Consider the following 23,557-nt stretch of genomic DNA (forward strand, 5'->3'; position numbering starts at 1 on the left):
TCCGTCGTGGTAAGTGGTTCGTGAATAGTGGTTAGTGACTCGCCGTCATTTTACGACCGGCAGAGCCACTAACCACTGTCTACTATCCATTGACCACTACTTACTCTCCCCTGCTCTATTCTTCATAATACTTAATTCCCAACTCCCGCAAAAATTGTTTGATGACATCGACGTGGACGCAATCGCCCACGTTGAGGAAGGGATGGTTGGATACTTTGGTGCGGCGGCCGTTGACCACCACTTCCCGGTCGACTACATCAAACCCGAGGTGCAGATGCCGGGTAATGGACTGCATCCCGTAAATTATTCCATTGGTATCAAAAAGCGGGCCACCACTTTGGCCCAGCAGACCGGGCGTACTCATCTCGACCGCCACAATCTGCCCGTTTTCGGCCCGCAGCCGCGTCACGATGCCGTCGATGGGAAACCGGGGCGTATCGGCCCGGCCGTCATTCGTCCATTCGATGTCGTCCAGATCCGTATTGTACCGGTAATTCCGAAACTCCGGAAACGGGTAACCCAGACGGCAAAGATACTTTCCCTGTTTGATTTTAGAGCTATCCCGCAGAAAAACAGCGTACGAACTGTACAGCGTCTTCCGGTACCCGAGGAAGCGGATAACGGCCAGGTCCTGCGTCGGATGAAAGTGAAAGACCACCTGCGCGGGCTGCTCGACGGCTTGCATAAACTGGTGGCGAATCCGGATCACGGTTTCGGGCTTCAGGCCGTACTTCTGTTCCAGCTGCGCCAGCTTCTGAAGGTAATTCCGGTCGCGCTGGTGCAGTTTGCGCTCTCCCTGAAAACCCAGAAAATTCTGATAGATGGCATCCGCATTCTGGAGACTTTCGGCGACGTGCCGACAGGTGACCGCGCACCCCTGCTCGTTGACGAAAAACATGGTCGAACAGGCCGGAATGATCTCGCTCCCACCGTACGTCCGCATAATGGACAGAATGGGCCGGACAAACGGATCTACGCGCTCAATCGCTTCAACAAACATAGCTACGTGGGTAAGAACGAAGGCGCAAGATAGGCAATGATTGAATGACTGAATGGCTGAATGACTGATTTTTGAATGATTCGTGCAATGCCCGAACGGCTCATCAGTCATTCAGTCACTCACTCATTCAGTCATTCTTCATCGAGTCCGCTTCCTGCTTCATCTTCTCCGGGACGTTGGTGCCCGAGGCGGGGGTTTCGTAATCGCCGGAGCGCTGCGGGTCTACGGCCGTGGTGTCGGTATAGCCCCCGGTGCCCGACTGCGGTTCGCGGCATTTCTGAATCAGCATCAGCACGATGAGGGCGGCCACGGCCGCCAGCACGTACCGCTGCCAGTTGTTCTCGCGCTGCTGATCGACTTCGGGCGTTTTCGGAATGTTGGGATTGACGGGCGTACTGCTGAAATTATTCGTTCCCTGGGCCTCCATCTCGCCGCCGGTTGGATCGCCCAGCTGGTCGAAATCCAGGCGGTCGCCCAGCGAAGCCAGTTGCGGCGGCAGGGCCGTCCGGATCGAATTGGCCTGTCCGGCCAGCAGCGTACGCAGGTTGTCGGCCGACAGCGCCTTGTCGGCATGCAGGCGTCCGAGCATTCCCATCAGGACCGAACCGGCCAGCCCCATCAGGGTCAGGGTCGATTGCTGGGCCAGGCCGCTGTAGGCGGAAATGCTGCTGGCTACGGTGCCCGCATCCCGGTCCAGCACCTCGTCGAGCAGTCCGCTGCCCGAAGCAATGGCGCTGTTGACCGCCTGCGGATTGTCGGCCACCTGACTGATTTCGTAAGGAATATCGCGCAATTTTTCGTCTTCCAGTACACTCAGAACATCCGAGGCCCCGCCCGATTCGTGGGCGCGGCGGGCCAGACCACCCACCACGGCGGGCACGACTGCCTCTACCGCCTGTTTCAGGTCGTCCGGATTTTCGTTGAGCTGACTGCTTAATTGGTCTACCACCCGCGGCGTAAACTGTTCGTGCAGGTAGTTTATCAGATTGATAGCCATAAACGTCGAGTAATCATCTTGTTTACTCAACCGGAGGAGCGGGGGTTTGTTTGGCTATCTTAGGGAATGACTGAATGACTGAATGACTGAATGGTTGGATGGCTAGATGGTTGCTCCGCTGAGTAGCCATCCAACCATTCAGTCATTCAGTCATTCAACAATTCATTTACACTGCGCCAGCAGCTTCTGATGATTCTTGATGTACGCGTCGTCGCCGGCTTGTTTGGCCAGTTCGAGGCCGGTGGTGGCGTCGGCTTTGGCGGTCTGGCAGTCGCCCATCTTGGCGGCGATTTTGCCCCGGAGGTAGTAAGTCCAGTATTTTTTGTCGTTATCGACCACCTTGTTGGCCCACGCCATGGCCTGTTTCAGGTCGCGGTTCGTTTCGTAGTAATAATCGGCGGCCGCGAAGTAGGTACCCGGCTTGACGTCCGGTTTGGCGAGTTCCTCTTTAATCTGCGCCATGATTTTTTCGTCCGGATTATGCTCGATCGGGAAGCTCACCTCTACATTTTCCCAGCGCATGACCAGGTTCGTTCTGGTCGGCGTGAAGTCCGTGAACTCGACCGTAAAGTACTCCGACGGCGTTTTCAGTTTGACGGGCTTTACCGTAAAACGCAGCAGGTCGTCCGAGGGCTTGTACTCAAAAGACCCGAAGGTATTGGCGTTCTTGCTCAGGATGACGGTCCACTCGCTGGCGTTGGGAATGGTAAAAATGGCGTAGCTGCCCGCCGGGACCTTCTGGCCGCTGATGAGCACCTCTTCCGACAGGGTCAGCTTCGTCGCCATGTTAGCCCCCGTGCGCCATACTTTGCCGTAGGGAATCTGGTCGCCGAACATCTTCCGGCCTTTCAGCGCGGGGCGGCTGTAGGTCACCGATACTTTCGCCAGCCCTACCGACTGCCCCACCGAGGCTGCCGGGCTGGCCTGCGGGGTTTGAATCTGGGCATAGGACAGGGAGCCGAGGCAAAGCGCCAGGGCGAAGGTTAGCACTGTTTTCTTCATAAAGAGGATGATGTTAAAATTTCCGGCAAGGTACGGAATCGGGGCGGTTTCCGCGGAAAAGGTTGGGACAAGCGGTTGGCAGGCCGCCGGAACGCGGCACAGCGAAAAGCCCCGGAGCGGGAACGAGGAGAGGCTGTCGGACCGCTAGTTGAGGGTAAAAACCGGCGCAGATTCCAGCGCCTCACGGGGCCGGAAATCCGGGTGCGCCGCCCGGATCATTTCCTGCAACCGCCGCCGCGCCCGCATGAACTGGGAACGGATGGTCGCCTCGTTGCTCTCCAGCATATCGGCAATTTCGCGGAGGCTGTAGCCATCGACCACATGCAGCGAAAACACCGTGCGGTGGGAAGGCGGCAACTGCTGGACCATCGCCAGAATCTCCTCGGCGGCAATGCGATCGACCACACTCTCGTCGAAGGTCGCGTCCATGCCCGCCTCCAGACCCGCCACCGTGTCCAGCTTGTGGTATTTTCGGTGATAACTGATGGCCGTGTTGATAACGATGGCCCGCAGCCAGCCCTTGAAGGCGTATGCGCGGTCGTACTGGTGCAGCCGCTGGAAGACTTTCAGGAAGCTGTCGTTGAGAACTTCTTCGGCCTCTTCGGCGGAAGCGGCATAGCGCAGGCAGACGCTCTTGGCGTAGCTGTAGAACTGCCGGAAGAGGGTACGCTGGGCCTGCGCTTCCCCCGCCAGGCAAGCCGTCAGGACGCTGTCCAGGTCCTGTTCCGAGAAAGAAGAGCGTTTGCGGAAGAACACAGGCGAGGCTGCTAAAAGTGAAACAATCGGGCTGACATCCAGCAGATTTTATTGAAGTAACGCCTTTTTGTCCAATACCTGTTGTCGGCTTTCCGCTTGTGTAGACGAACGGAGCAGATGTGCAGACGAAGCCTGTCGGTAGTGCCCGCCGCCTTACCGCAGCAGCGTCACCGTACCCCGCTGCTGCACCACCTGCCCGTTGACAAACTCGACGGCAACGCGGTAAGCGTAGACGCCCGCCTCCGCTAAGGCTTCCTTGTACAGCCCGTTCCAGCCGGAGTCAGGCTGCGAAGGTGGCAGGTTCTTCCGATGATAAATCACTTCGCCCCAGCGGTCGTAAATAATCAGCTCCCGAATCTGGCGGACGCAGGCCGTTCCCTGGATGAAAAACTGGTCGTTGGTCCCGTCGCCGTTCGGCGTAAACGCGTCGGGCGCGAAGAAAACGCAATGCCCAACCGTCAGCACCACAGACGCCGTCCGGACGCAGCCGAGTTCGGTATCCTCCACCGTGACAGTATAGCGGGTGGTCGAGTCGGGCGCGGCCCAGGTGACGGGGCAGGTGGGACAGGACAAACCCGACTCGGGCGACCAGGTGTAACGGTACGGCCCGCCGGAAGGGCCACCGGCCTGAAGCAGCGTCCGGGTGCCCGGCCGGATGAGGGTGTCCCGGCTGACCGCGAGATTCAAAGGCCGCACGGTCAGCTCGGTCGTGACGAGGCTGTCGCATTTTCCGGTCCGGGCAAACCGCGTCGTGTACGTGCCGCTGCTTCGGTATTCGGCGCTGCCGATCCGGTAGCTCTGGCCTTCGCAAATGGTGATTTTTTCGGAAAAACGCCCCAGAGGCCGGACACTCAGCGTAAGCCGGACCAGGCTGTCGCAGCGGCCTGCACCGCGCCGGACCCGGGTCAGGTATGTGCCGGCCCGGGTGTAGGTGGAATCGCCGAGCCGGAAGGCGTCGCCCTCGCAGATGGCCGCCGCATGAGGCGTGGGCGCTTCGGCAGGCGGCACGCTCACCACATGGTCGAACTGAAACTCACAGGAGGCGTTCAGGCTGGAATACGGCTTTACTTTCACCCAGTAACGAGCCCCCTGGCTGGGTGGCACCTGAATGGTGGCCGTGGTAGCTCCGTTGCTCCACTGGTAGCTGGCAAAGCCATCGGGTGCTTTCAGCGTGACGGTCTGGTCGTAGGCGGGACAGAAAAGCCCCTGGGTGATTTCCGCCTTGAGGCACTGCGCGTCGAAGTAAGCGTAGCCGAAATGGCCGCGCTCGGTACAGCCGTGAGCCGTGGCCTCAATGGTGATGGTTTGCCCAATAAAATCCCGCAGGTCTACGGCCCCGGTGGTCCAGTTGCGGTAACGCAGATCGCCCTGGTTGCGGAAGCCGTCGATGCTGCCGGAAGCCGTTACGTTGTAGAAACTACAGGCGATGGTGCTGCCGCTTTTGTCGGTAATGCGCAGGCTGAAACCCGGCTGCTGGTACGGCTCGTGATTGGGATTTTGCAGAATGACCGCAAATTTATACTGAAGCAGCGTGTTGTCGGGCGTGATGAGCATCGACGTCCGGATGCGGTCGTACCGGGTGCCGCGCGTGACGTTGCCGATGCGGATGGCGTAGTTCGATCCGGGCGGCACCACGGGGATGGCCTCGGCCGTGATTTTGGGGTCGTTGCCCTCGCCGGGCTGCATCAGACGGTGGCCGTTCTCGAACGTCCCGGCATTTTCGGAACCAAACACGGCCTGCGTTCCCACGTCCGACACGACGCCGTTGGTGAGCACCCAGCCCCGGGTCGTGCCTTCCTCAAAACCCAGATTGCCGCAATCGACGGTCTGGCCCAAGGCCGGAATCATTCCGGCCAGCAGACCCGCGAACAGGTAAAGTAGCTTTCTTGTCAAAACCGTATCTGTTTTCCGAGACGTCGTCGAATCAACTTCCCTAACCTTAAATACGACTTTGTTTTTCAACGCGTTGCGCTCCGTTGCCGAAGTGTCGACAAACGGACCGTTTGTGCCGTCAAAAGTGATTGAACGGTCCAGTCGGGCACAAAAAATGGTGGCACGACCGGAGTCATGCCACCATTTTTTGTGCGCCGATTATTTGCCGGCGGCCACGGCATCCTGCCGGGCAAACTCGCCGTTGATCTTCAGTTCCACTTCGTCGCTGACCGGGCTCATGCCGCCCGTCGAGCCGACGCCGAAATCCGACCGCTTCAGTTGTCCGGACGCCCGAAAACCGACCTTGGTTTGTTTGCCGCGCTGGTTTTCCATCGTCACCGGGCCGTTCATGGTCACGTCCAGCGTGACGGGTTTGGTCACGCCATGCATCGTCAGGTTGCCCGACAGCTTGTACTTTTTGCCTTCCACTTTCTGGAACGAGGTGCTTTTGAAGGCCAGAGACGGAAACTTGGCCGCATCGAAGAAGTCGGGGCTTTTCAGGTGGCCGTCGCGCCGCTCGTTGTCGGTGTTGATGCTGTTGACATCCGCCGTCAGTTCAAAGACGGCATCCGTAAGGTCCGGCTTGGCGGCCGTCAGCGAAGCCTCGAAGTTCTTGAAATTGCCGTCCACATCGGTCAGCATCATGTGCGTTACGGTGAAGCCTACCCGGCTGTGCGCCTTGTCGGTGGTCCAGGTTTGGGCGTACAGGCCCATGGAGGTAGCCGCCAGGGCAAGGGTCAGAAACAGACGTTTCATATGGTTAAAGAAAAGGTGAATAATCGTTTTAAATGTATCTACAATAATCCGGAATTCACATTAAATTCTTCGAATTCTGTCAGCCCTCACTCTTCACGTCGTCGTTGCTGACCGATTTGGCCCGTTTGCGGGGCGGCTCGAAGGTCATTTTGCCGAGGCGGTACGTAAATGTCAGCTTCACGTTCTGGTTGTAGAGGTTCATCACGCTGACCTGCGAGAGCGTCGGCGAATTCAGTACCGTCTGCATCCGGACGCCGTTGCCGAGGAAGTTTTCGGCCGCGAGTCCGATGCTGCCCCGCTTCTGGGCCACGTCTTTCCGGATGCCCACCGAGTACATGTACATGCCGCCCATCCGACCCTGTAGCTGCGGCGTGCCGCCCCGGAAGAACGTGAAGCCCTGAATACTCCAGTTTTTGGGCAACTGAACCTGCGTCATCAGCCGACCGCCGATGCTCACCCCGTCGTTGCTGATGGTAACTGATTTCCCGTCAACGCCCTGCGTCATGCCCTGCATGTATACGTAGTAGCCGTCCAGACCGCCGTTGAGCGTCCATCGGGACGTCAGGGTCGCGTTGAAGAACAGGTTGGCGCCGTAAGTCCGCTGCACGCCGATGTTCTGGAAAGTCGAGATGATACCGCCCGCCAGCGTGTCCGACGGCAGACGAACCATCGTGATGGCGTTGTTGGTAAACCGCCCGAACAGGGCCGCGTTCAGGTATACTCTCCGGATGTTTTTGCTCAGGCTCAGCTCCACATTGTCGGTCAGTTCCGGGCTCAGTGTGGGATTCCCGACGGAAATCTGCTGCGGGTTGGCCGCGTTGACGTTCGGGTTGAGCTGCTGCAGACCGGGGCGCTGAATCCGCCGGTTGTAAGCGGCTTTCAGCGTCGTGCCCTTGATGGTCTTCGAGATGTTTACGCTCGGCACCAGATTGCTGTAATCCGGAATGTTCAGCGTAACATTCTCGTTTGTCCGGGCCGTGATGCCCGTGTGTTCGTAGCGCGTGCCGATTTTAAAGGTGTATTTCGAAGGCGTTACGTAGGTGTACGAAAGGTAGCCCGCCTCGATGGTCTGCTGGTAGTTGAGCGAGCCGGACGGATTCGTCAGGTCCGGAAAGTAGTTGCCGTCGCCGAGGGCCGTCTGGTATTCATACCGGCTATCCACCTGGCGGCGAATGACTTTCGCCCCCACCTCGAAAAGCTGATTGGTTTTCAGCGGTGTCTGGTAATCGGTCTGGAAGGTCAGTTCGCCGTTGATGTTGTGGTTGATGTTCCGCTGGTGGCGGGTCGGGTCGCCGAACGCACCCAGCATGTCGGCGTCGAAGTTGTTGACCAGCCCCGTGCGGCTGTATTGGGTCGAAATGGTCCATTCCTGCTGGGGTTTGAACGTCCGGATGTAGTCTACGTTGATGTCTACCGAGTTCGACAGGTCTTTCCGGTCCACGTCGCGGCTGGTGGTATCGAGCGGAACGAATCCGGCATTCAGGCCCGCATAGTTGTAGGTCAGCTGGTTCTGCTCCTGGCGGAAGTTGCGGGTGCCGAACCGGACGTTGGCCGTCAGCGACTGATTTTTCGCCAGATCATAATCCAGCCCAAGCGAATACTGCCCGAACAGCGGCTTGTCGAAGGCCGTGCCTTGCTGCACCGACCGCAGCGACTCTCCGTTGCGGAAGGTCGTCTGGTCGAGGCTCGACGAGGCCCGGTTGTACATCGCCCGGCCAAAACCGCCCAGCGTAATGCCCAGTTTGCCCTGCCGGTACGAGCCGTTCAGGCCGAGGTTGGAAGCCCGCAGGCCCACGCCCGCGTCCACGTTCAGCGTCAGGCCGTGCAGGGTGTTCTTTTTGGTCACAATGTTGATGATTCCCGCCGCGCCTTCCGCATCGTATTTGGCCGACGGACTGGTGATGACCTCGACCGATTTGATCATATCGGCCGGAAGCTGCTTAAGGGCATCGGCCACGCTGGCGGCGACAATGGTGCTGGGTTTGTTGTTGATCAGCACCCGGATGTTCTGGCTGCCGCGCAGGCTGACGTTGCCGTCCAGATCGACCGAAAGCATGGGCACTTTCCGCAGAATGTCGCTGGCATCGCCGCCTTTCGCCGTCAGGTCTTTTTCGGCATTGTACACCAGCCGGTCCACTTTTTCCTCGATCATGGCCCGCTGGCCCGTCACGGACACTTCGCCCAGCACCCGCACGTCGGGCGGCAGACTGACCGAACCCACGTTGAGATCGGTAGCCTTGTCGAGCCTGAGCACCTTCGACTCGACCGTTTTGTAACCGATAAACGAATACTGGAGCCGGTATTCACCCGGGGCGAGCTTCGTCAACGCGAATTTGCCCTTCGCGTCGGAGGTGGTACCGTCGATGGGTTTGCCGGTTTTAGGGTTCAGCAACGCGACGGTGGCGTATTCGACAGGTTTACCGGTGGTCGAATCGGTCAGGAGGCCGGAGATTCGGGCGTTCCCTTTCGGGGTTTCGTCCGTCAGGCCGGGCACGAATTCCTTTTTCCGCCGGTCGTCGGAGCCGCTGAAGCCGCCCGGAGGGCCACCGGGACCGCCCCCGCCGGGCGGAGGTCCGAACTGTGCCCGGGCGGGCGGCGCCAACAGGCTGAAAAAGACGAGGATAATACTGACGAAGGGTTTCATATCAAGTGCGTTCATCGAATTGTTGACTCAAAGAACGCGGGCGTTATACGAAACAAAAAACGAGTGCCGCAATAGAACCGGAATGTGCCGACCAACCCACCGAACACCACGATTTCCCGCCAGACGAGGCCGGAACCGGGACCGCCGACCCGCTCGTTTTACGGCCAAACGGCAGGATTTCAAGGTTCGTGAACGACAGAAAAATCCGCTTCGTCTTCGGAAAAGCGCTCCTCGTCGGCAGACGATCGCCTACCGGCACCGAAAGCCCGTCCGGTTCGTAACTTGCATTCATGAAATTTCTGCAACGCTACGGAACTTGGCTGCACGTCATTGGCTGGGCAGTATTCATCAGCCTGCCGCTGCTGACGCTGCCGCCTTTTTTGTGGAACCCGAAGGACCTTTACAGTATCGGCATGGCCCAGCTGGTGACCAGCATCCTGATCATGGTCTGTTTCTACCAGAACCTGAACCGCCTGACGCCTGGTCTGTTGCAGGGCGGCTCCCCAAACCGGTTCTGGCTGACGATGCTCGCGATGCTGGTGGCAGTGGTAGCCGTGAAAATGGCGTGCTTTTATATTTTCCCGCCGGCCTTCGAGAATCGCCCGCCAACTCCGTCGGGCGGCCTGACATCCCCCAGACGCGGGCCGCACAGCCCCTGGCCGGGGGCGCCGGGTGCCGCCATTTCGTTCATTTTTGCCATGCTGGTCGCCTCGCTGATGGCCCTGTTCCGGCAGAATGTCCGTTCGGAAGAAATCCGGCAGCAGATGGCCCTGGAAAAAGTATCGACCGAGCTGGCCATGCTCAAGCTCCAGGTCAGCCCGCATTTTCTGTTCAATACGCTCAACAACATCCGCTGGCTGGCCCGCAAAAAGTCCGAACAGACCGAATCGGCGGTCGTTACGCTGGCGCAGTTGCTCCGGTACATGATCTACCAGGCGCAGCAGGAACAGGTGGCGCTCCGGCAGGAGGTCGAGCATTTGCAGCACTATATCGAATTGCAGAAAATGCGGCTGACCGACCGTCACCCGGTTACTTTCACGGTGGTAGGCGACGTGAGCGCCTACCGCATTGAACCGCTTCTTTTCATACCTTTCGTGGAAAATGCGTTCAAGTACGGCCCGGCCGTGCGCGAAGGCGGTCCCATCGTCATCCGGCTGACCGTCTCGGACGAAAAACTGGTTTTTGAAACCACCAACCCGAACCCGGAAACGGCCGTGGCCGAAAACCCCGAAGATTCGGGCATCGGCATCACCAACGTGCGGAAACGGCTGGCGCTGCATTACCCGCACCGGCATCTGCTGGATATTCGGGAAGACAAAACGATTTTCCGGGTGACGCTCACCCTGCTGCTTCACCATGAACAAACTGCGCTGCATCGCCATTGACGACGAGCCTTTTGCGCTCGAAATCCTGGCCGACGATATTGCCAAAGTCCCTTTTCTGGAGCTGGTCGGAACCTTCAGCAGTCCGCTGGATGCGGTCAGCACGCTGCAAAACGAGGCCGTAGACCTGCTTTTTCTGGATATTCAGATGCCGACGCTGACGGGCATGCAGTTTTTGCGGACGCTCGACCGGCCGCCGATGGTGATTCTGACCACGGCTTTTGAACAATACGCCCTCGAAGGTTATGAACTGTCCGTAGTCGATTACCTGCTCAAACCGATTCCCTTCGACCGTTTCCTGAAAGCCGTCACTAAGGCTCTTTCCCTGTACCAGCTGCGCCATGCGGCCGTTCCGGGCCATCCGGAAGTCGCCGCTCCGGCCGAGACGGCGGAAGCTCCGACTGGCCCGACCACCGACCATTTTTTCATTTTTACGGAATACCGCGAGGTGAAAATCTATTTCAGCGAAGTGCTGTACGTCGAAGGGCTGAAGGATTACGTCAAAATCTTTACCACGCAGCAAAGCCTGCCCTTTCTGAGCCGGTTGAGTCTGAAAGCGGTCGAAAGTCGCCTGCCCGCCCGGGATTTCTGCCGCGTACACCGTTCGTTCATCGTGGCCCTGAACAAAATCACCTCGTTTCAGCGGACGCGGCTGTTCATCGGCAAACAGGAAATTCCGGTCGGCAGCAACTACTACGACGAATTCAGCCTACGCTACCGGGCCTGAATCCCGCCCCTTTTCGGCCCTGCGACCGACGAATTACCGGCGGCCGGTTCAAACAACCGTCTTTTCACGGGGTTATAGTTGAAAAACCACACAACGTTATGACGGAGGAAGAAGAATCAAAACAGAACCAGCAGGCAGCCAAACAGGCCATTGCGCCGAATGCGCTGCGCGATATGTCAGCCGAAGGCGAATCCGGCGGACCGGGCGCGAAGTTTCCGGACGAAGACGTGATTCCGCAGGATGATACCGACGACATGCCGACGGTGCTGAAGGAACAGTCCTTCGACTCGACCGGCCACCCCGACCCGACCATCAAACGCAACGACACCAACCGCAACGTGGACAAGCCGCAGTTGGACAAGCCGTCGTACGGAGGCGGGCATTAAGGGCATTTTTCCGCTTGCTAAAAGAGGAGCGTTGTTTGGCCATCCGGCCGGGCAGCGCTCTTTTTTTGGCCCTATCTTTGTCTGATAATTAAGAAAAATCACCGTAACGAATGAAGAAATGGATGGCGGGTCTCTGGCTCACCGGGCTGGGCATCTGCCCGGCCGCGTTTGCCCAACAGGTACAGGAAGGATACGCAGTCACCAGCCAGGGCGATACGCTGAGGGGACAGATTGAGTACGGGGACTGGAAAGTAAGTCCTTCCAAAATATCGTTTAAACCGGCTGGAAAGAGCGAATTCAGCACTTATTCCGTTAACGAGCTTACTAGTTTTTACATCTCCGCCGCCAACGAACTCTACGTCACCCGGCAGGCGAGGCTGACCCGGATGTCGACGGGCGCGTACCAGTTGGGTCCGCAGGAGAAAGACCGCTTTTCGGTCACGGTGTTCATGCAGGTGGTTCTGGCCGGAAAGGGGGCGGCGCTCTACCGCATGAAGGACATGTTCGATAAAACCCATTTTTTTGTCGAGAAAAACGGGGATTTCGCCGAACTGGTGTACCAGCGTTTTCTGCGTGTACGTGGCGAACGGACCTATATCGTGGCCGACGATTCCTACCGGCAGCAGTTGCAGACCTTGTGCAGCGACGCCCCGACTTTTCGGGCAACGGCGCCGGAGTATACCGAAAGTTCGCTGAAAAAATACCTGCTGGCCTACAACCGATGTTTCTCGGCCGAAACCATTACGTACGAATCCAAAGCGCCCCGTCACCTGTTCGACCTGTCCGTCAGTGCGGGCGTGGAAACCAACGTTCGGTTGCTGATTTCTGAACCGGCTGCCCGGCGGGTGTATCCGAGCTACGGCCTCGGTCTGCGGGTCAGTCTGCCGCGCCACTTTCACAACCAGTTTCTGCGGTTCAATGCCAGTATCACGCCCAACATCCGGTTCAACTACGATTACGGGACCTACGAACAGGGGGGCCGGAGTTCACTGCAGATCGTCGAGTTCAGCGGCGGGAGTTATTTCGGCAAAGGCGCTCTCCGGCCCTACGTCTACCTGTCGGGAACCCTCTTCAACTTTTACCATGCCACCGGGGCGCTGCTTTTCATCAACGGCGGACTCAGCTACAGGCGCAAACTGGACCTCGACCTGGGGCACCTGCTCCAGATGCCGTTGAACAAACTCCTGAACAGGGAAATGACGCTCGTTCCGGGGCCGCGCGTGTCTTTGCACTACTACCTGAATCCGTTTGCCAAAAAACAGAAATGAGGAAACCTTATACGTACCTGAAGCTGGTCGCCCTGCTGCTGCTTTTCGGCGGAGCGCTGGCCCAGAAAGGTCAGAATGCAACTACGCCCGCCGGGTATATTGTCACTCAGGCCGGAGACACCCTCCGGGGTTCCATCGATTTTCTGGATTGGGATAAGATGCCCACCTCCATCCGCTTCAGGGCCGACACGGCGGCGGATTTTCGTAAAATGTCGGTTCATGAAATCCGCAGTTTTGGTATTCCGGCGGTCAATCAGGTGTATGTTTCAAGAAAAGTGACTATCCTGGAAGTTACAGACCGCGACTATCACATCGCCCCGAATACACTGCTCAATCTGCACGTGTTCATGCAGGTTTTGCTGACCGGGCCGAAAGCTTCCGTGTACCAGATGCGGGACGGCAGCCAGAACGGACGTTTTTTCATCGAAAAAGACGGCGACCTGCTGGAACTGATCAACCAGCCTTTTTACCGGGCCAATGACCAGGGCAGGTTCTACGTTCCGGGCGATCTTTACCGGGAGCAGTTGCCTCTGCTGTGCAGTGATGCGGCTTCCTTCCGGGCCAGCAATCTGCCGCAATACAACGAAACGTCCATGCGCCGCTATTTTCAGCGCTACAACGCCTGTTTTGTCGGTGAAACGGTAACCTACACCTCCACCGAGCAGCGCGCTCAGGCTCATGTCGGCTTTTTGGGCGGTGCCGAAACCCTGTCTCCCAGCTTTTCTGACGAAGACAAGTTCGAGCGGGTCCGTCCGACGTTCGGCGTTTCGTTGCGCCTGAGCCAGCCGCGGCGGAATTACAACCGCTTCATCAAACTGACGTGGATCGTCACACCGGGTTTCCCGATTGAAGTCCAGTCGCTTTACTCATCCCGGACCGCGCACCGCCCCTTACACTTTCTGGAATTTGCGGGCGGCTCCTACTTCGGTCGGCGGGCGCTGCGTCCTTTTGTTTACGCGACCAGCACCCTCCTCACAATCCGGGGCGGCAAGGCAGACATAGGCTTTTTCATAGGAACCGGACTGAGCTACAAACGCCAGTGGGAGCTGGAAATCGGTCATCCGATGCTGATGCCACTGATTCCGCTCCTTTTTGCCCCTGGAAACCCCCTGAAATACATGTTCGCGCCCCCCCGCGTAGCGGTGCATTACTACCTGAAGATGAGGAAGGATTGAATGAATTTTGAATGTTGAATGATTGATAGATTGAATGGCGGTCTGCCGGAGCGGCAAATGATTGAATGGCTGAATGACTGAATGGTTCAATGGCTCCGCAATGCCAAAATTTACAAGACCAATCAATCAGTCATTCAAAATTCAGTCATTCCCCTACTCGTCCATCCGCACGATCTTCGGCTGGAAGGTGCCGACGACTTCGACCAGGTCCTGCTGGAAGCTCATCACCTGGTGGATGTCTTTGTAGGCCATGGGCGCTTCGTCGAGGCCGCCGCCGAGGAGGGTAATGCCGTTGTCTTTCAGCACCTGGTTCAGCTGCGAGTGGGTGATGCTGTTTTTGGCCTGCGACCGCGACATCCGGCGTCCGGCCCCGTGGGAGGCCGAGTCCAGGGCCGTCGCCTCGCCCCGACCGCGCACCACAAAACCGGGCTGCGTCATGGAGCCGGGAATGATGCCCAGCACGCCCTTTCCGGCCGGGGTCGCCCCTTTGCGGTGGACGATCAGTTCCCGGCCCTCGTGCGCCTCTTTCCAGGCAAAATTGTGGTGGTTTTCGACCATCGCCAGTGGCTTTTCGCCGAGCGCTTTGGCTACTTTGTGGTGAATCTGGTGGTGGCAGGCCGAGGCATAATCCCCCGCCAGGTTCATCGAAAGCCAGTACTGCTGCCCTTCTTCGGTATCCAGAGACAGCCAGGCGAGGTGCTTCGCCTCCCGGGGCAGCGGCGTTTTGTGCATGGCGAGCTTGGTGAAATGATCGGCAATGCTGGCCCCCAGTCCGCGCGAACCCGAGTGCGACAGCAGCGCCAGATACCGGCCCGGCGGCACGTCCAGTTCTTTGTCCTCCGCCGAAATGTCGACCACACCAAATTCGACAAAATGGTTGCCGGAGCCCGAGGAGCCAATCTGCCGGACGGCCTTGCTGTGCAGCCCTTTCAGGATGGGAATTTCCCTGAACTCTTTCCGGCTCAGCACTTCGTCGTCCATCGGCTTGGCGAATTCGCGGCCCGCCCCGAACAGCGTTTCCCGCTGGAGGATGTTCTTGAGTTTGCTGGCTTCGCCGTAAAGAGTGTGTTCGGGCAGATCGAACAGGCTCAGGCACATCCGGCAACCGATATCGACACCCACGCCGAACGGAATGACCGCGTTCTCGACCGCCAGCACCCCGCCGATGGGCAGACCGTAGCCCTGGTGAGCATCGGGCATGAGCGCCCCGGCCACCGACACCGGCAGCCGCATGGCAACCTCCATCTGGTTGATGGCCCCCGGTTCAATATGCTCCATGCCGAAGATGGCGTACTCCTTTCGTTCCTCGCGGAGCGGAATTTCGACGTACTCCTCCACCGCCTTCGGCTCCTCGACCAGGTGTTTGGCAATCTTGTTCAGCGAAGCATTGTGCAGATAATCTTTCGGACTTTTGAGCACTTTTTCCAGCAGATCCAGCACTTCCGACTGTTTGGAATGCCGGAAATCCCGCTGCATCACTTCCAGCGCGATGCTGATAATTTTTCCCTCCGGATAGCCCAGTCGCCGCAGGTCTTTTCCGGTTAATGAATGCTTTTTTGCCATATATCAAAGCCGCTCGGGCTGATTGTCGATCCGGGTTTGGGCTTATCGAATGAGCCCTATACGTCATTAACCGGGGACGTTCGACAAAGTTTTTTGGTAGAAATCGGCCCGTGTTCCCAGCACATCGCAGTACGTAATGGACCCCGACTCGTCGCCCACGGTCGTGATCGACGGCACGGGCGTATGTCCGACCACCTGGTGCAGGCCGGGCAGAAAGTCGTTCTCCGTTTCCCGCCGGTCGGCCCAGGCCGGACCGCCGAACGGCTCCTCCCCGCCCCGCAACGGACTGACGGCGAACAGGTACTCCTGAAACTCCTCTTCGGCCGCGTGCAGCAGGTTCAGTCCTTCGGCCAGTCGGCCGGGGTCCGTCAGTTGATCGTAGAAAGGAGCCTCCTGAACGGCTTTCATCTCCGTCACCCACCGGAGCCAGCTTTGCGAGACACCGGCATGCGTAAACAGGTAAGGGCCTTCCTGATGAGCCATTTGAAACAGGGCCCGGTGCCGCTGAAAAAGTTCGGACAGCATCAGCCGCATCATTGGCCGAAAGCCCGAACAGGGGTAGTTGGGATAATGCAGGTACTGGGCGTCGTGGTTGCCGATGAGCAGAACGACCTTGTCAGAATATCGCCTTTTGAGCTTGATAATGCGCTGAAAATTAGCGAGGATTTCCGAATCAGAAAGCGAATGGCTGTCTACAAAATCACCCAGAAAAATGATGCGGTCGTAATCGTCAGGGTTGATCTGCGTCCAGGCAGTGCGGCCGTGGATATCACCGATGGCGAGGAGGTTCATAGGCAACGGGGTCAGTAAGGCGGATGATCGCCTAAACGCCCCGAAGATAAAACGGTTTGCCGGGACCCACCGTCCGGAGACGGCAGGCCCCTGACAAAATTATTTTTTGGCGGTCGGGCTGGCCTTGTCGTAGCTCAGTCCGTCGCCGAACCGGAACAGCGCGTAGCCTTTGGGCTTCAGATGGCCCGGCACGTCCGACAGGTTGTCGAGCACCGCCTGCCGCGACACCGGCGTCGTGAACGGCATTTTACCCGTCGGATTGAAGGCCCCGCTGACGATGTCCAGCAGCGCATCGGGCGTGGTGCCGAAGGTCGCCAGAACCGTTTTGACGGCCGGATTGTCGATCTCGTCGATGATCCACGGACTGGTGTAGTTGATGGCGACGATCGTGGGTTTGGCGGCCGTAGCGGCGTTGACGCGGGCTACGTCGATCTTGTTTTTGGAAAGCTGGAGTTCGATCGGGGCGTCGGTGGCCGAAAACAGCCCGCCCATCGTCGGCATGAGCCACAGCAGCACCACGTCCGCCTCTTCTTTGCTGTCGACAAAGGTCAGGTTCCACGGGTTGCTGGCGGGCTTGTAGACCGTGGCCGGTGATTTGGTGCGGCCGTTGTCGAGGTAGGTTTCGACGTAAATCTTCGTTTTGGGAGCCAGCGGCAGCAGTCCGGCCCCGTTGCGGAGCAGCACAACGGACTTGCGCATGGCGAGGTCGGCCGACGCCTGAAACGTCGCGTTGCCGACCGTTTTTTCGGCGAGTTCTACGTCCACGTACGGATTTTCGAAAAGGCCCAGTTCAAATTTTTCCCGTAACAGTCGCGCCACGGATTCGTCAATGCGTTTCTCGGATACCATGCCTTTCTTAACCGTTTCCAGCAGCAGCGTGGGGTCCGCCGAGCCGGAGAACAGGTCCACGCCGCAGTCGATGGCTTTCTGATAGCGCTCCAGAATAGACAGGTTTTCGACGCCCCAAGGCATCATTTCGATCGGTCCGGTGTCGGAATTGATGATGCCGCGAAAGCCCATTTTGTCGCGCAGCAGGTCTTTGATAATGCCTTTGTTGTAGGCGAAGGCCACCGCTTCGTACTGCGTACCGATGGGTTTGGCGTAATACGGCATGATCGACGAGGTTCCCGCTTCGATGGCCGCCCGGAACGGCTTCAGGTGGTAGTCGAACATTTTGCCGGGGTAGTGCTGGTCTTGCCCCCAGACGAAATGCGGATCGTGCCCGTCCACCTGCGGCCCACCACCGGGGAAATGTTTGGTCGTGAGCGCCACCGAACCCGGACCGAGCTTTCTGCCCTGAAATCCGAGCACCACTTCGCGCATCATGTCGGCGGCCAGATCGGCGTCTTCGCCAAAGGTGCCTTCAATCCGCTGCCAGCGGGGTTCGGTTGCGATATCGGCCATGTACTGATAACCTTTGCGGAGGCCCACGGCGGCCCACTCCTGCCGGGCGATGTCGGCAAACTTGCGGGTCAGGCTGAGGTCGCGCATGGCCGCCAGTCCCAGTTCACCGGGCCATTTGGAGAAGGCGGTCGTGCCCACGCTGAGGCCGATGGAGGCATCCATCGTGATGTGGTTGCGGGGGTTGGACGCCACGATAGCCGGAATTCCCAGCCGCTGGGCTTCGCAGAGCGCCTGCAGGTTGTTGGCCCATTCGGCCATGATGCGCGCGGAGGTGTTGGCCCGTAGAATAAAATGCCGCAGGTTCGACTTGGTGACCGCCTTGGTGGTCCCGGCCGCGGTCATCAGCGGATAGGGCAGCGGTTTTCGGGTGAACATATTCATTTCCTGCATCAGGTCCTCCTCGTTGAACCCGCTGCTGATCTGGCCTCTCGGGGCTCCCGGCTGAAACGAATTGTCGCCGGCCAGCCGGGTAGTGCTGATAAGCATAAAACCGACCTTTTCCTCCAGGGTCATTTGCCCGAGCAAGTCCTGCACGCGCGCTTCGACGGGGAGCCGCCAGTCTTCGTAGCGATCCAGTTTCCCGTTTTTGTTCAGATCCTTGAAAGTAAGATTCTGCTGAACAACGGTTTTGACCGAGCGGTAACCCAGGGCGGGCTGCGCCGGTTTCTGGGCAAGTGCGACCGGGATAGTCAGCAACAAACCGGGCAGTAATCCTCCCTTGATCAGCCGTTGTATTCCGTCGAATGTCATGCGTATTTCTGATTAAGTATTGCCTACGGAAGGCGGACGGGCCGGAATTATACTTTTAAGCCTCCATTAAAAAGCCCGGCGGGGTTAGGATTCGATACGGCGTAAACCAAAACACCCCCGCCGACCTGCGCCGACGGGGGTGTTTTCTGTTCTTTATCCGGACTCTTGCGACCGTGCCTTACAGCGTCCGCTTCACCTCTTTCAGCTCGAAGCTTTCGATGGTGTCGCCGACCTGAAGATCGTTGAAGTTCTTGATACTCATGCCACATTCGTAGCCGTTCCGAACCTCGTTGACGTCGTCCTTGAAACGCTTGAGGGCGCTGATCTCGCCGGTATGCACCACGATGAAGTCGCGGATAACCCGGATCTTGTTGTTCCGTTTGATGAGACCATCCGTGACGTAACAACCGGCCACCGTACCGATCTTGCTGATCTTGAACACCTCGCGCACTTCGATATTGCCCACGATGACTTCTTCCGTCGTCGGCGCCAGGAGGCCTTCCATAGCGTCGCGGACTTCGTTGATGGCGTCGTAGATAATCGAGTACAGACGGATTTCGATCTGCTCCTGCTCGGCCAGCTTGCGGGCGTTGGCCGACGGACGAACCTGGAAGCCCAGCACGATAGCATCCGAAGCCGAAGCCAGCAGCACGTCCGATTCGGAAATCTGACCCACCGCCTTGTGGATGATGTTCACCTGTACTTCTTCGGTCGACAGCTTCAGCAGCGAATCCGACAGGGCTTCTACCGAACCGTCCACGTCGCCTTTCACAATCACGTTCAGCTCCTTGAAGCTTCCGATAGCCTTCCGGCGACCGATCTCTTCCAGCGTAATGTGCTTGCGGGTACGCAGGCTCTGTTCGCGCAGCAGCTGTTCGCGTTTGTTGGCGATTTCGCGGGCTTCACGCTCCGTTTCCATCACGTTAAAGCGGTCACCTGCCTGCGGAGCACCCGGCAGACCGAGCACCTGCACCGGCGTTGACGGACCGGCTTCTTTCAGGCGCTTGCCGAAACTGTCGGTCATGGCCCGGATGCGGCCAAAGTGGGCACCCACCAGCACGACGTCCGAAATTCGGAGCGTACCGCTCTGTACGAGCATGGTCGTCACGTAGCCGCGACCTTTATCGAGGGAGGCTTCGATGACCGTACCCACGGCCCGCTTGTTCGGGTTGGCTTTCAGATCGAGCAGTTCGGCTTCGAGCAGTACCTTGTCGAGGAGGTCGTTGATACCCAGACCGGATTTCGACGAGATTTCCTGCGTCTGGTACTTACCGCCCCACTCTTCCACGAGCATATTCATCTGCGCGAGTTCCTGACGGATTCGCTCCGTATCGGCACCCGGCTTATCGACTTTCGAGAACGCAAAGACAATGGGTACGCCCGCTACCTGTGCGTGGTTGATGGCCTCGCGGGTCTGCGGCATGACACTGTCGTCGGCGGCAATCACGATGATAACCACGTCCGTCACTTTCGCACCGCGGGCACGCATGGCCGTAAAGGCTTCGTGACCCGGCGTATCGAGGAAGGTGATGGGTCGGCCGTCGTCGGTCTGTACGCTGTACGCGCCAATGTGCTGCGTGATACCCCCGGCTTCACCGGCCGCAACTTTCGTCCGGCGGATGTAGTCAAGCAGTGACGTTTTACCGTGGTCAACGTGACCCATGATCGTGACGATCGGAGCGCGCAGCAGGAGGTCTTCCGGTGCGTCTTCGGTCTCAACCAGGCCAGCTTCGATTTCTTCTTCCGCCGACACAAACTGCACGTCGTAGCCAAATTCATCGGCAATCACCGTGATGGCTTCGGCGTCCAGGCGCTGGTTGATCGACACGAACATCCCGAGGCTCATACAGGTCGCAATGACCTCGTTGATCGAAACGTCCATGAGCGACGCCAGGTCGTTGGCCGAGACGAACTCGGTCACCTTCAGTACTTTTGCGTCTTCCTGTTCCAGTTCAAGGCGTTCGCGCTCGCGGTCAGCCCGTTCGGCCCGGCGGTCGCGGCGGCGGTCAGCACCCCGGTTGGACTTCCCACCGGCCATGCGGAGGTTGGTCGCCTTGATCTGGTCCCGTACTTCGCGCTCGGTCGGTTCCTCGCGGCGTTCGCGGCGTTCACCCCCTTTGCGGTTGTTGTTATTGCTGGTGCTTCCGGTACCGGCTGGCCGGTTACCTGCATTGTTTCCCTGTCCCTGCGGACCACCGGGGCGGTTCTGTGCCGGACGGTTGCCGCCCTGTCCCTGACCGGGCTGTCCGCCCGGCTGGTTCCGGTTGTCGCGCTGGCCATCACGGGGTCCGGTATTCCGCTGACCATCGCGTTGTCCGCCGTCGCGGTTGTCGGGGCTGCGCTGACCTTCGCGGGGTCCGCCGTCGCGTTGTCCGCCGCCCTGGCGTTCACCCTGCGGGCCTCCCTGTCCGGGAGTGCCGGGCTGGCCGGTTGCGGGCACACGCATCCGTTTGCGTTTGCGTTTCTCGCGGTTGTCGTTGGAGCCACCGCCGTTGTTTTTGCGTTCGACCGGCAGTTCGATTTTTCCAAGAACCCGAAGGCCCTGCAGCTTTTCGCCCTGAGCGCGAACCAGTTCCGGTTCAATGGCTTCCGGCGTGGGTGCGGGCGGAGTTACCGGCGGCTGGGCAGCGGTCGGCTGCGGTGCCGGACGGTTTTCGGGCTGGCGTTCGGGACGCGGTCCCTGATTCTGGCCTTCCGGACGGTTTTGCTGCGGACGATTTTCGTTCGGCCGCTGACCAAAGTTCCGCTGGCCGCCGTCGCGCGATCCGCCGTCGCGGTTATCACCGCCACGGGGTCCGTTTTCGCGCGGGCCGCCGTTGCGGTCGTTGCGCGGGCCGTTGTCCCGGCCACCCTGCGGCCGTTGCTGCTCGGGGCGGCGCTGGTCCGACGGACGGTTCTGACTCAGGTCGATTTTTCCGAGAATTTTCAATCCCGGCACCGTTGGGCGAGACGTATCACCCGACTCCGTTTCCTGCGGTTTCGGCGCGGGGGCTTCCGTTTTGGCAACGGGTGCCGGGGCGGGCGTTTCCGCGGGTTTGGGTGCAGGCGGGGTCACCGGCGGCTGGGCAGCGGTCGGCTGCGGTGCCGGACGGTTTTCGGGCTGCGGAGCCGGTGTCGGACGGGCGGCTTCAGCTTCGACCGGCCGGGGAGCCGGGGCGGGAGCTGGAGCAGGCTCGGCTTTTACCTCCGGAGCCGGACGGGCCTCAACAGGCCGGGCCTCGGCGGGTGGCGTTGCAACGGGCTGCGGTGCAGCGGGTTGAGTGGCCGCGGGCCGGGGCGCTTCTGTTTTTACGGGTTCAGCCGGGCGCGGAGCGGGCTGAACCGCCTGGGGCTGTGGAGCCGGAGCCGGACGGACCTCGGCAGGCCGCGTTTCGGCGGGCCGGGCCTCGGAAGGCTTCGGCGGCTCAACCACAGCAATAGCCGGCTCCGGCCGCGGGGGCGGCGGAGTAGCGGCTTTCGTCAGCAGTTCCGTGTTTTTATAGTCCTTTGCCAGGATTTCCAGCTGATTGAAGGAAATCTTGGCATTGGGATTCATATCAACCTTAAACCCTTTGGCAGAAAGATCTTTTACAACGCTGCCGATTCCAACGTTAAGAATTTTTGCCACTTGGCTCAGGCGCATGGATTTATCTTCTGCCATATTAATGGATTAGAGTAATCAATTGCTTTTTTGGTTAATGCTGAATTGCTTCACAGCATTCTAATTCAACCTCATCATTCAAATTCCTGACGCAGAACCGCCAGTATCTCCTCGATTGTGTCCTCTTCCAGATCGGTCATCCGGACGAGTTCTTCCTTCGAACGAGCCAGCACACTCTTGGCCGTATCGAGACCCACCTTGCGGAGTTCGTCAATCATCCAGTCTTCGATCTCGTCATTGAATTCTGACAGATCGATGTCTTCATCGTCCTCCTGACCTTCCACATCGCGGAAGACGTCGATTTCCATCCCGACTAACCGCCCGGCCAGTTTGATATTCTGGCCGCCTTTACCGATGGCCAGGGAAACCTGGTCCGGCTTGAGGAACACCGAAACGCGCTTGGCGTCGCGGTCGATCTGCATCGAGCTGATCTTGGCCGGGCTCAGGGCCCGCGAGATCAGCAGTTCGAGGTTTTCGGTGTAGTTAATGACGTCGATGTTCTCGTTGTTCAGTTCGCGCACAATGCTGTGAATGCGGGAACCCTTCATCCCGACGCACGCGCCTACGGGGTCGATCCGGTCGTCGTACGACTCTACGGCCACTTTTGCGCGTTCGCCCGGCTCACGGACAATTTTACGGATTGAGATCAGCCCGTCATAAATTTCGGGAATCTCGTTTTCAAACAGGCGTTCCAGGAAAACCGGTGAGGTGCGCGAGAGGACGATCTTCGGCGTGCCGTTGTTCATCTCTACGCGGTGAATCACCGCCTTAATGGTTTCGCCCTTGCGGTAACGGTCTTTTGATATCTGTTCGGTTTTCGGCAGACTTAACTCGTTTTCCTCCTGATCATGCAGGATCACTTCACTCTTGAGAATCTGATAAACTTCCGCGTTAATCAGGTCGCCAACCTGATTCTTGTATTTTTCGTACAGAAGCTCCTTCTCCAGGTCCTTAATTTTCTGAATCAGCGTCTGGCGGGCCGTCTGCACGATCCGCCGCCCGAAGTCTTCCAGCTTCACCAGTTCGGCCACCTGTTCGCCCACTTCAAAGTCCGGCTGGATTCGCCGGGCTTCGGCCAGGGGAATTTTGTCAAAATCCCAGATGTCCTCCGAGTTATCATCGACGATCTCGCGGGTGCGCCACATTTCGAGGTCTCCGCTTTCGGCGTTGATGATCACATCGAAGTTTTCGTCCGTTCCAAATTTCTTGCGAATCATCGTCCGGAAGACATCTTCCAGAATCTTGATCATCGTGGGCCGGTCAATATTTTTCGAACGGGCAAAGTCGGAAAACGACTCTATCAATACTCCGCTGTCCATAACTTTTCAGTCTTCAAGTCGTAAGTCATAAGTCGTAAGCCGTTTTGCTCCTGAAGACCTACGA

17 protein-coding genes are annotated in these 23,557 nt (G+C 58.6%); 5 read left to right on the forward strand and 12 right to left on the reverse strand.

Features of this window, described 5'->3' with window-relative positions; genetic code table 11:
* Positions 1–115 precede the first annotated feature (115 nt).
* From ORG26_RS07910 to ORG26_RS07940, 7 genes are all read right to left on the reverse strand, one after another.
* Positions 116–1,000: a trypsin-like peptidase domain-containing protein gene (locus tag ORG26_RS07910; RefSeq protein WP_266368255.1), complete on the reverse strand. Its 885-nt coding sequence runs from the start codon at positions 998–1,000 to the stop codon at positions 116–118.
* Positions 1,001–1,127: 127 nt separating this feature from the next.
* Positions 1,128–1,997 carry a DUF937 domain-containing protein gene (locus ORG26_RS07915; RefSeq protein WP_266368257.1) on the reverse strand — a complete coding sequence of 290 codons (870 nt, stop codon included), beginning with the start codon at positions 1,995–1,997 and terminating at the stop codon, positions 1,128–1,130.
* Between the two features lie 162 nt (positions 1,998–2,159).
* Positions 2,160–2,999: a DUF2911 domain-containing protein gene (locus ORG26_RS07920; protein ID WP_266368259.1), complete on the reverse strand. Its 840-nt coding sequence runs from the start codon at positions 2,997–2,999 to the stop codon at positions 2,160–2,162.
* A gap of 144 nt (positions 3,000–3,143) precedes the next feature.
* On the reverse strand, positions 3,144–3,755 hold the full coding sequence (locus tag ORG26_RS07925; protein WP_266368260.1) for an RNA polymerase sigma factor: 612 nt from the start codon (positions 3,753–3,755) through the stop codon (positions 3,144–3,146).
* A 153-nt stretch (positions 3,756–3,908) separates the two neighbouring features.
* Positions 3,909–5,648, reverse strand: a complete 1,740-nt coding sequence (locus tag ORG26_RS07930; protein ID WP_266368261.1) for a gliding motility-associated C-terminal domain-containing protein — start codon at positions 5,646–5,648, stop codon at positions 3,909–3,911.
* Between the two features lie 198 nt (positions 5,649–5,846).
* The gene (locus tag ORG26_RS07935; protein ID WP_266368262.1) at positions 5,847–6,443 is read right to left on the reverse strand and encodes a YceI family protein; all 597 of its coding nucleotides are present in this window, start codon (positions 6,441–6,443) and stop codon (positions 5,847–5,849) included.
* A gap of 79 nt (positions 6,444–6,522) precedes the next feature.
* Entirely contained in the window at positions 6,523–9,087 is a 2,565-nt protein-coding gene (locus ORG26_RS07940) for a TonB-dependent receptor (protein ID WP_266369343.1), read from the reverse strand.
* A 290-nt stretch (positions 9,088–9,377) separates the two neighbouring features.
* Between ORG26_RS07940 and ORG26_RS07945 the strand changes: the two genes are divergently transcribed.
* The 5 genes from ORG26_RS07945 to ORG26_RS07965 all read left to right on the forward strand — a co-directional run bounded on the left by ORG26_RS07945 (position 9,378) and on the right by ORG26_RS07965 (position 14,025).
* The gene (locus ORG26_RS07945) at positions 9,378–10,472 is read left to right on the forward strand and encodes a sensor histidine kinase (RefSeq protein ID WP_266368264.1); all 1,095 of its coding nucleotides are present in this window, start codon (positions 9,378–9,380) and stop codon (positions 10,470–10,472) included.
* Positions 10,444–11,196 carry a LytR/AlgR family response regulator transcription factor gene (locus ORG26_RS07950; protein ID WP_266368266.1) on the forward strand — a complete coding sequence of 251 codons (753 nt, stop codon included), beginning with the start codon at positions 10,444–10,446 and terminating at the stop codon, positions 11,194–11,196. Before ORG26_RS07945 ends, ORG26_RS07950 begins: the two co-directional genes overlap by 29 nt.
* 98 nt (positions 11,197–11,294) lie before the next feature.
* A complete protein-coding gene (locus ORG26_RS07955) occupies positions 11,295–11,582 on the forward strand; it encodes a hypothetical protein (RefSeq protein WP_266368268.1) in 288 nt (95 codons plus the stop codon).
* Between the two features lie 110 nt (positions 11,583–11,692).
* Positions 11,693–12,850, forward strand: coding sequence for a hypothetical protein (locus tag ORG26_RS07960; RefSeq protein ID WP_266368270.1), 1,158 nt, complete (start codon positions 11,693–11,695; stop codon positions 12,848–12,850).
* Positions 12,847–14,025: a hypothetical protein gene (locus ORG26_RS07965; protein WP_266368272.1), complete on the forward strand. Its 1,179-nt coding sequence runs from the start codon at positions 12,847–12,849 to the stop codon at positions 14,023–14,025. The genes ORG26_RS07960 and ORG26_RS07965 overlap by 4 nt, the downstream gene beginning before the upstream one ends.
* Positions 14,026–14,178: 153 nt before the next feature.
* Here ORG26_RS07965 and ORG26_RS07970 read toward each other — a convergent pair whose 3' ends face one another.
* From ORG26_RS07970 to nusA, 5 genes are all read right to left on the reverse strand, one after another.
* Complete coding sequence (locus ORG26_RS07970; protein WP_266368274.1) at positions 14,179–15,588, reverse strand: RtcB family protein; 1,410 nt, start codon at positions 15,586–15,588, stop codon at positions 14,179–14,181.
* A gap of 66 nt (positions 15,589–15,654) precedes the next feature.
* Positions 15,655–16,380 carry a metallophosphoesterase gene (locus ORG26_RS07975; RefSeq protein ID WP_266368276.1) on the reverse strand — a complete coding sequence of 242 codons (726 nt, stop codon included), beginning with the start codon at positions 16,378–16,380 and terminating at the stop codon, positions 15,655–15,657.
* Between the two features lie 99 nt (positions 16,381–16,479).
* Complete coding sequence (locus tag ORG26_RS07980) at positions 16,480–18,534, reverse strand: glycoside hydrolase family 3 protein (protein ID WP_266368278.1); 2,055 nt, start codon at positions 18,532–18,534, stop codon at positions 16,480–16,482.
* A 178-nt stretch (positions 18,535–18,712) separates the two neighbouring features.
* Positions 18,713–22,069 (reverse strand): translation initiation factor IF-2, encoded by a 3,357-nt coding sequence (gene infB, locus ORG26_RS07985; RefSeq protein WP_323134386.1) that lies wholly within the window; start codon positions 22,067–22,069, stop codon positions 18,713–18,715.
* 179 nt (positions 22,070–22,248) lie between these two features.
* Positions 22,249–23,493, reverse strand: a complete 1,245-nt coding sequence (gene nusA, locus ORG26_RS07990) for a transcription termination factor NusA (protein ID WP_266368282.1) — start codon at positions 23,491–23,493, stop codon at positions 22,249–22,251.
* Positions 23,494–23,557: the final 64 nt, after the last annotated feature.

Source organism: Tellurirhabdus rosea, assembly GCF_026278345.1.
GTDB classification, from domain to species: domain Bacteria; phylum Bacteroidota; class Bacteroidia; order Cytophagales; family Spirosomataceae; genus Tellurirhabdus; species Tellurirhabdus rosea.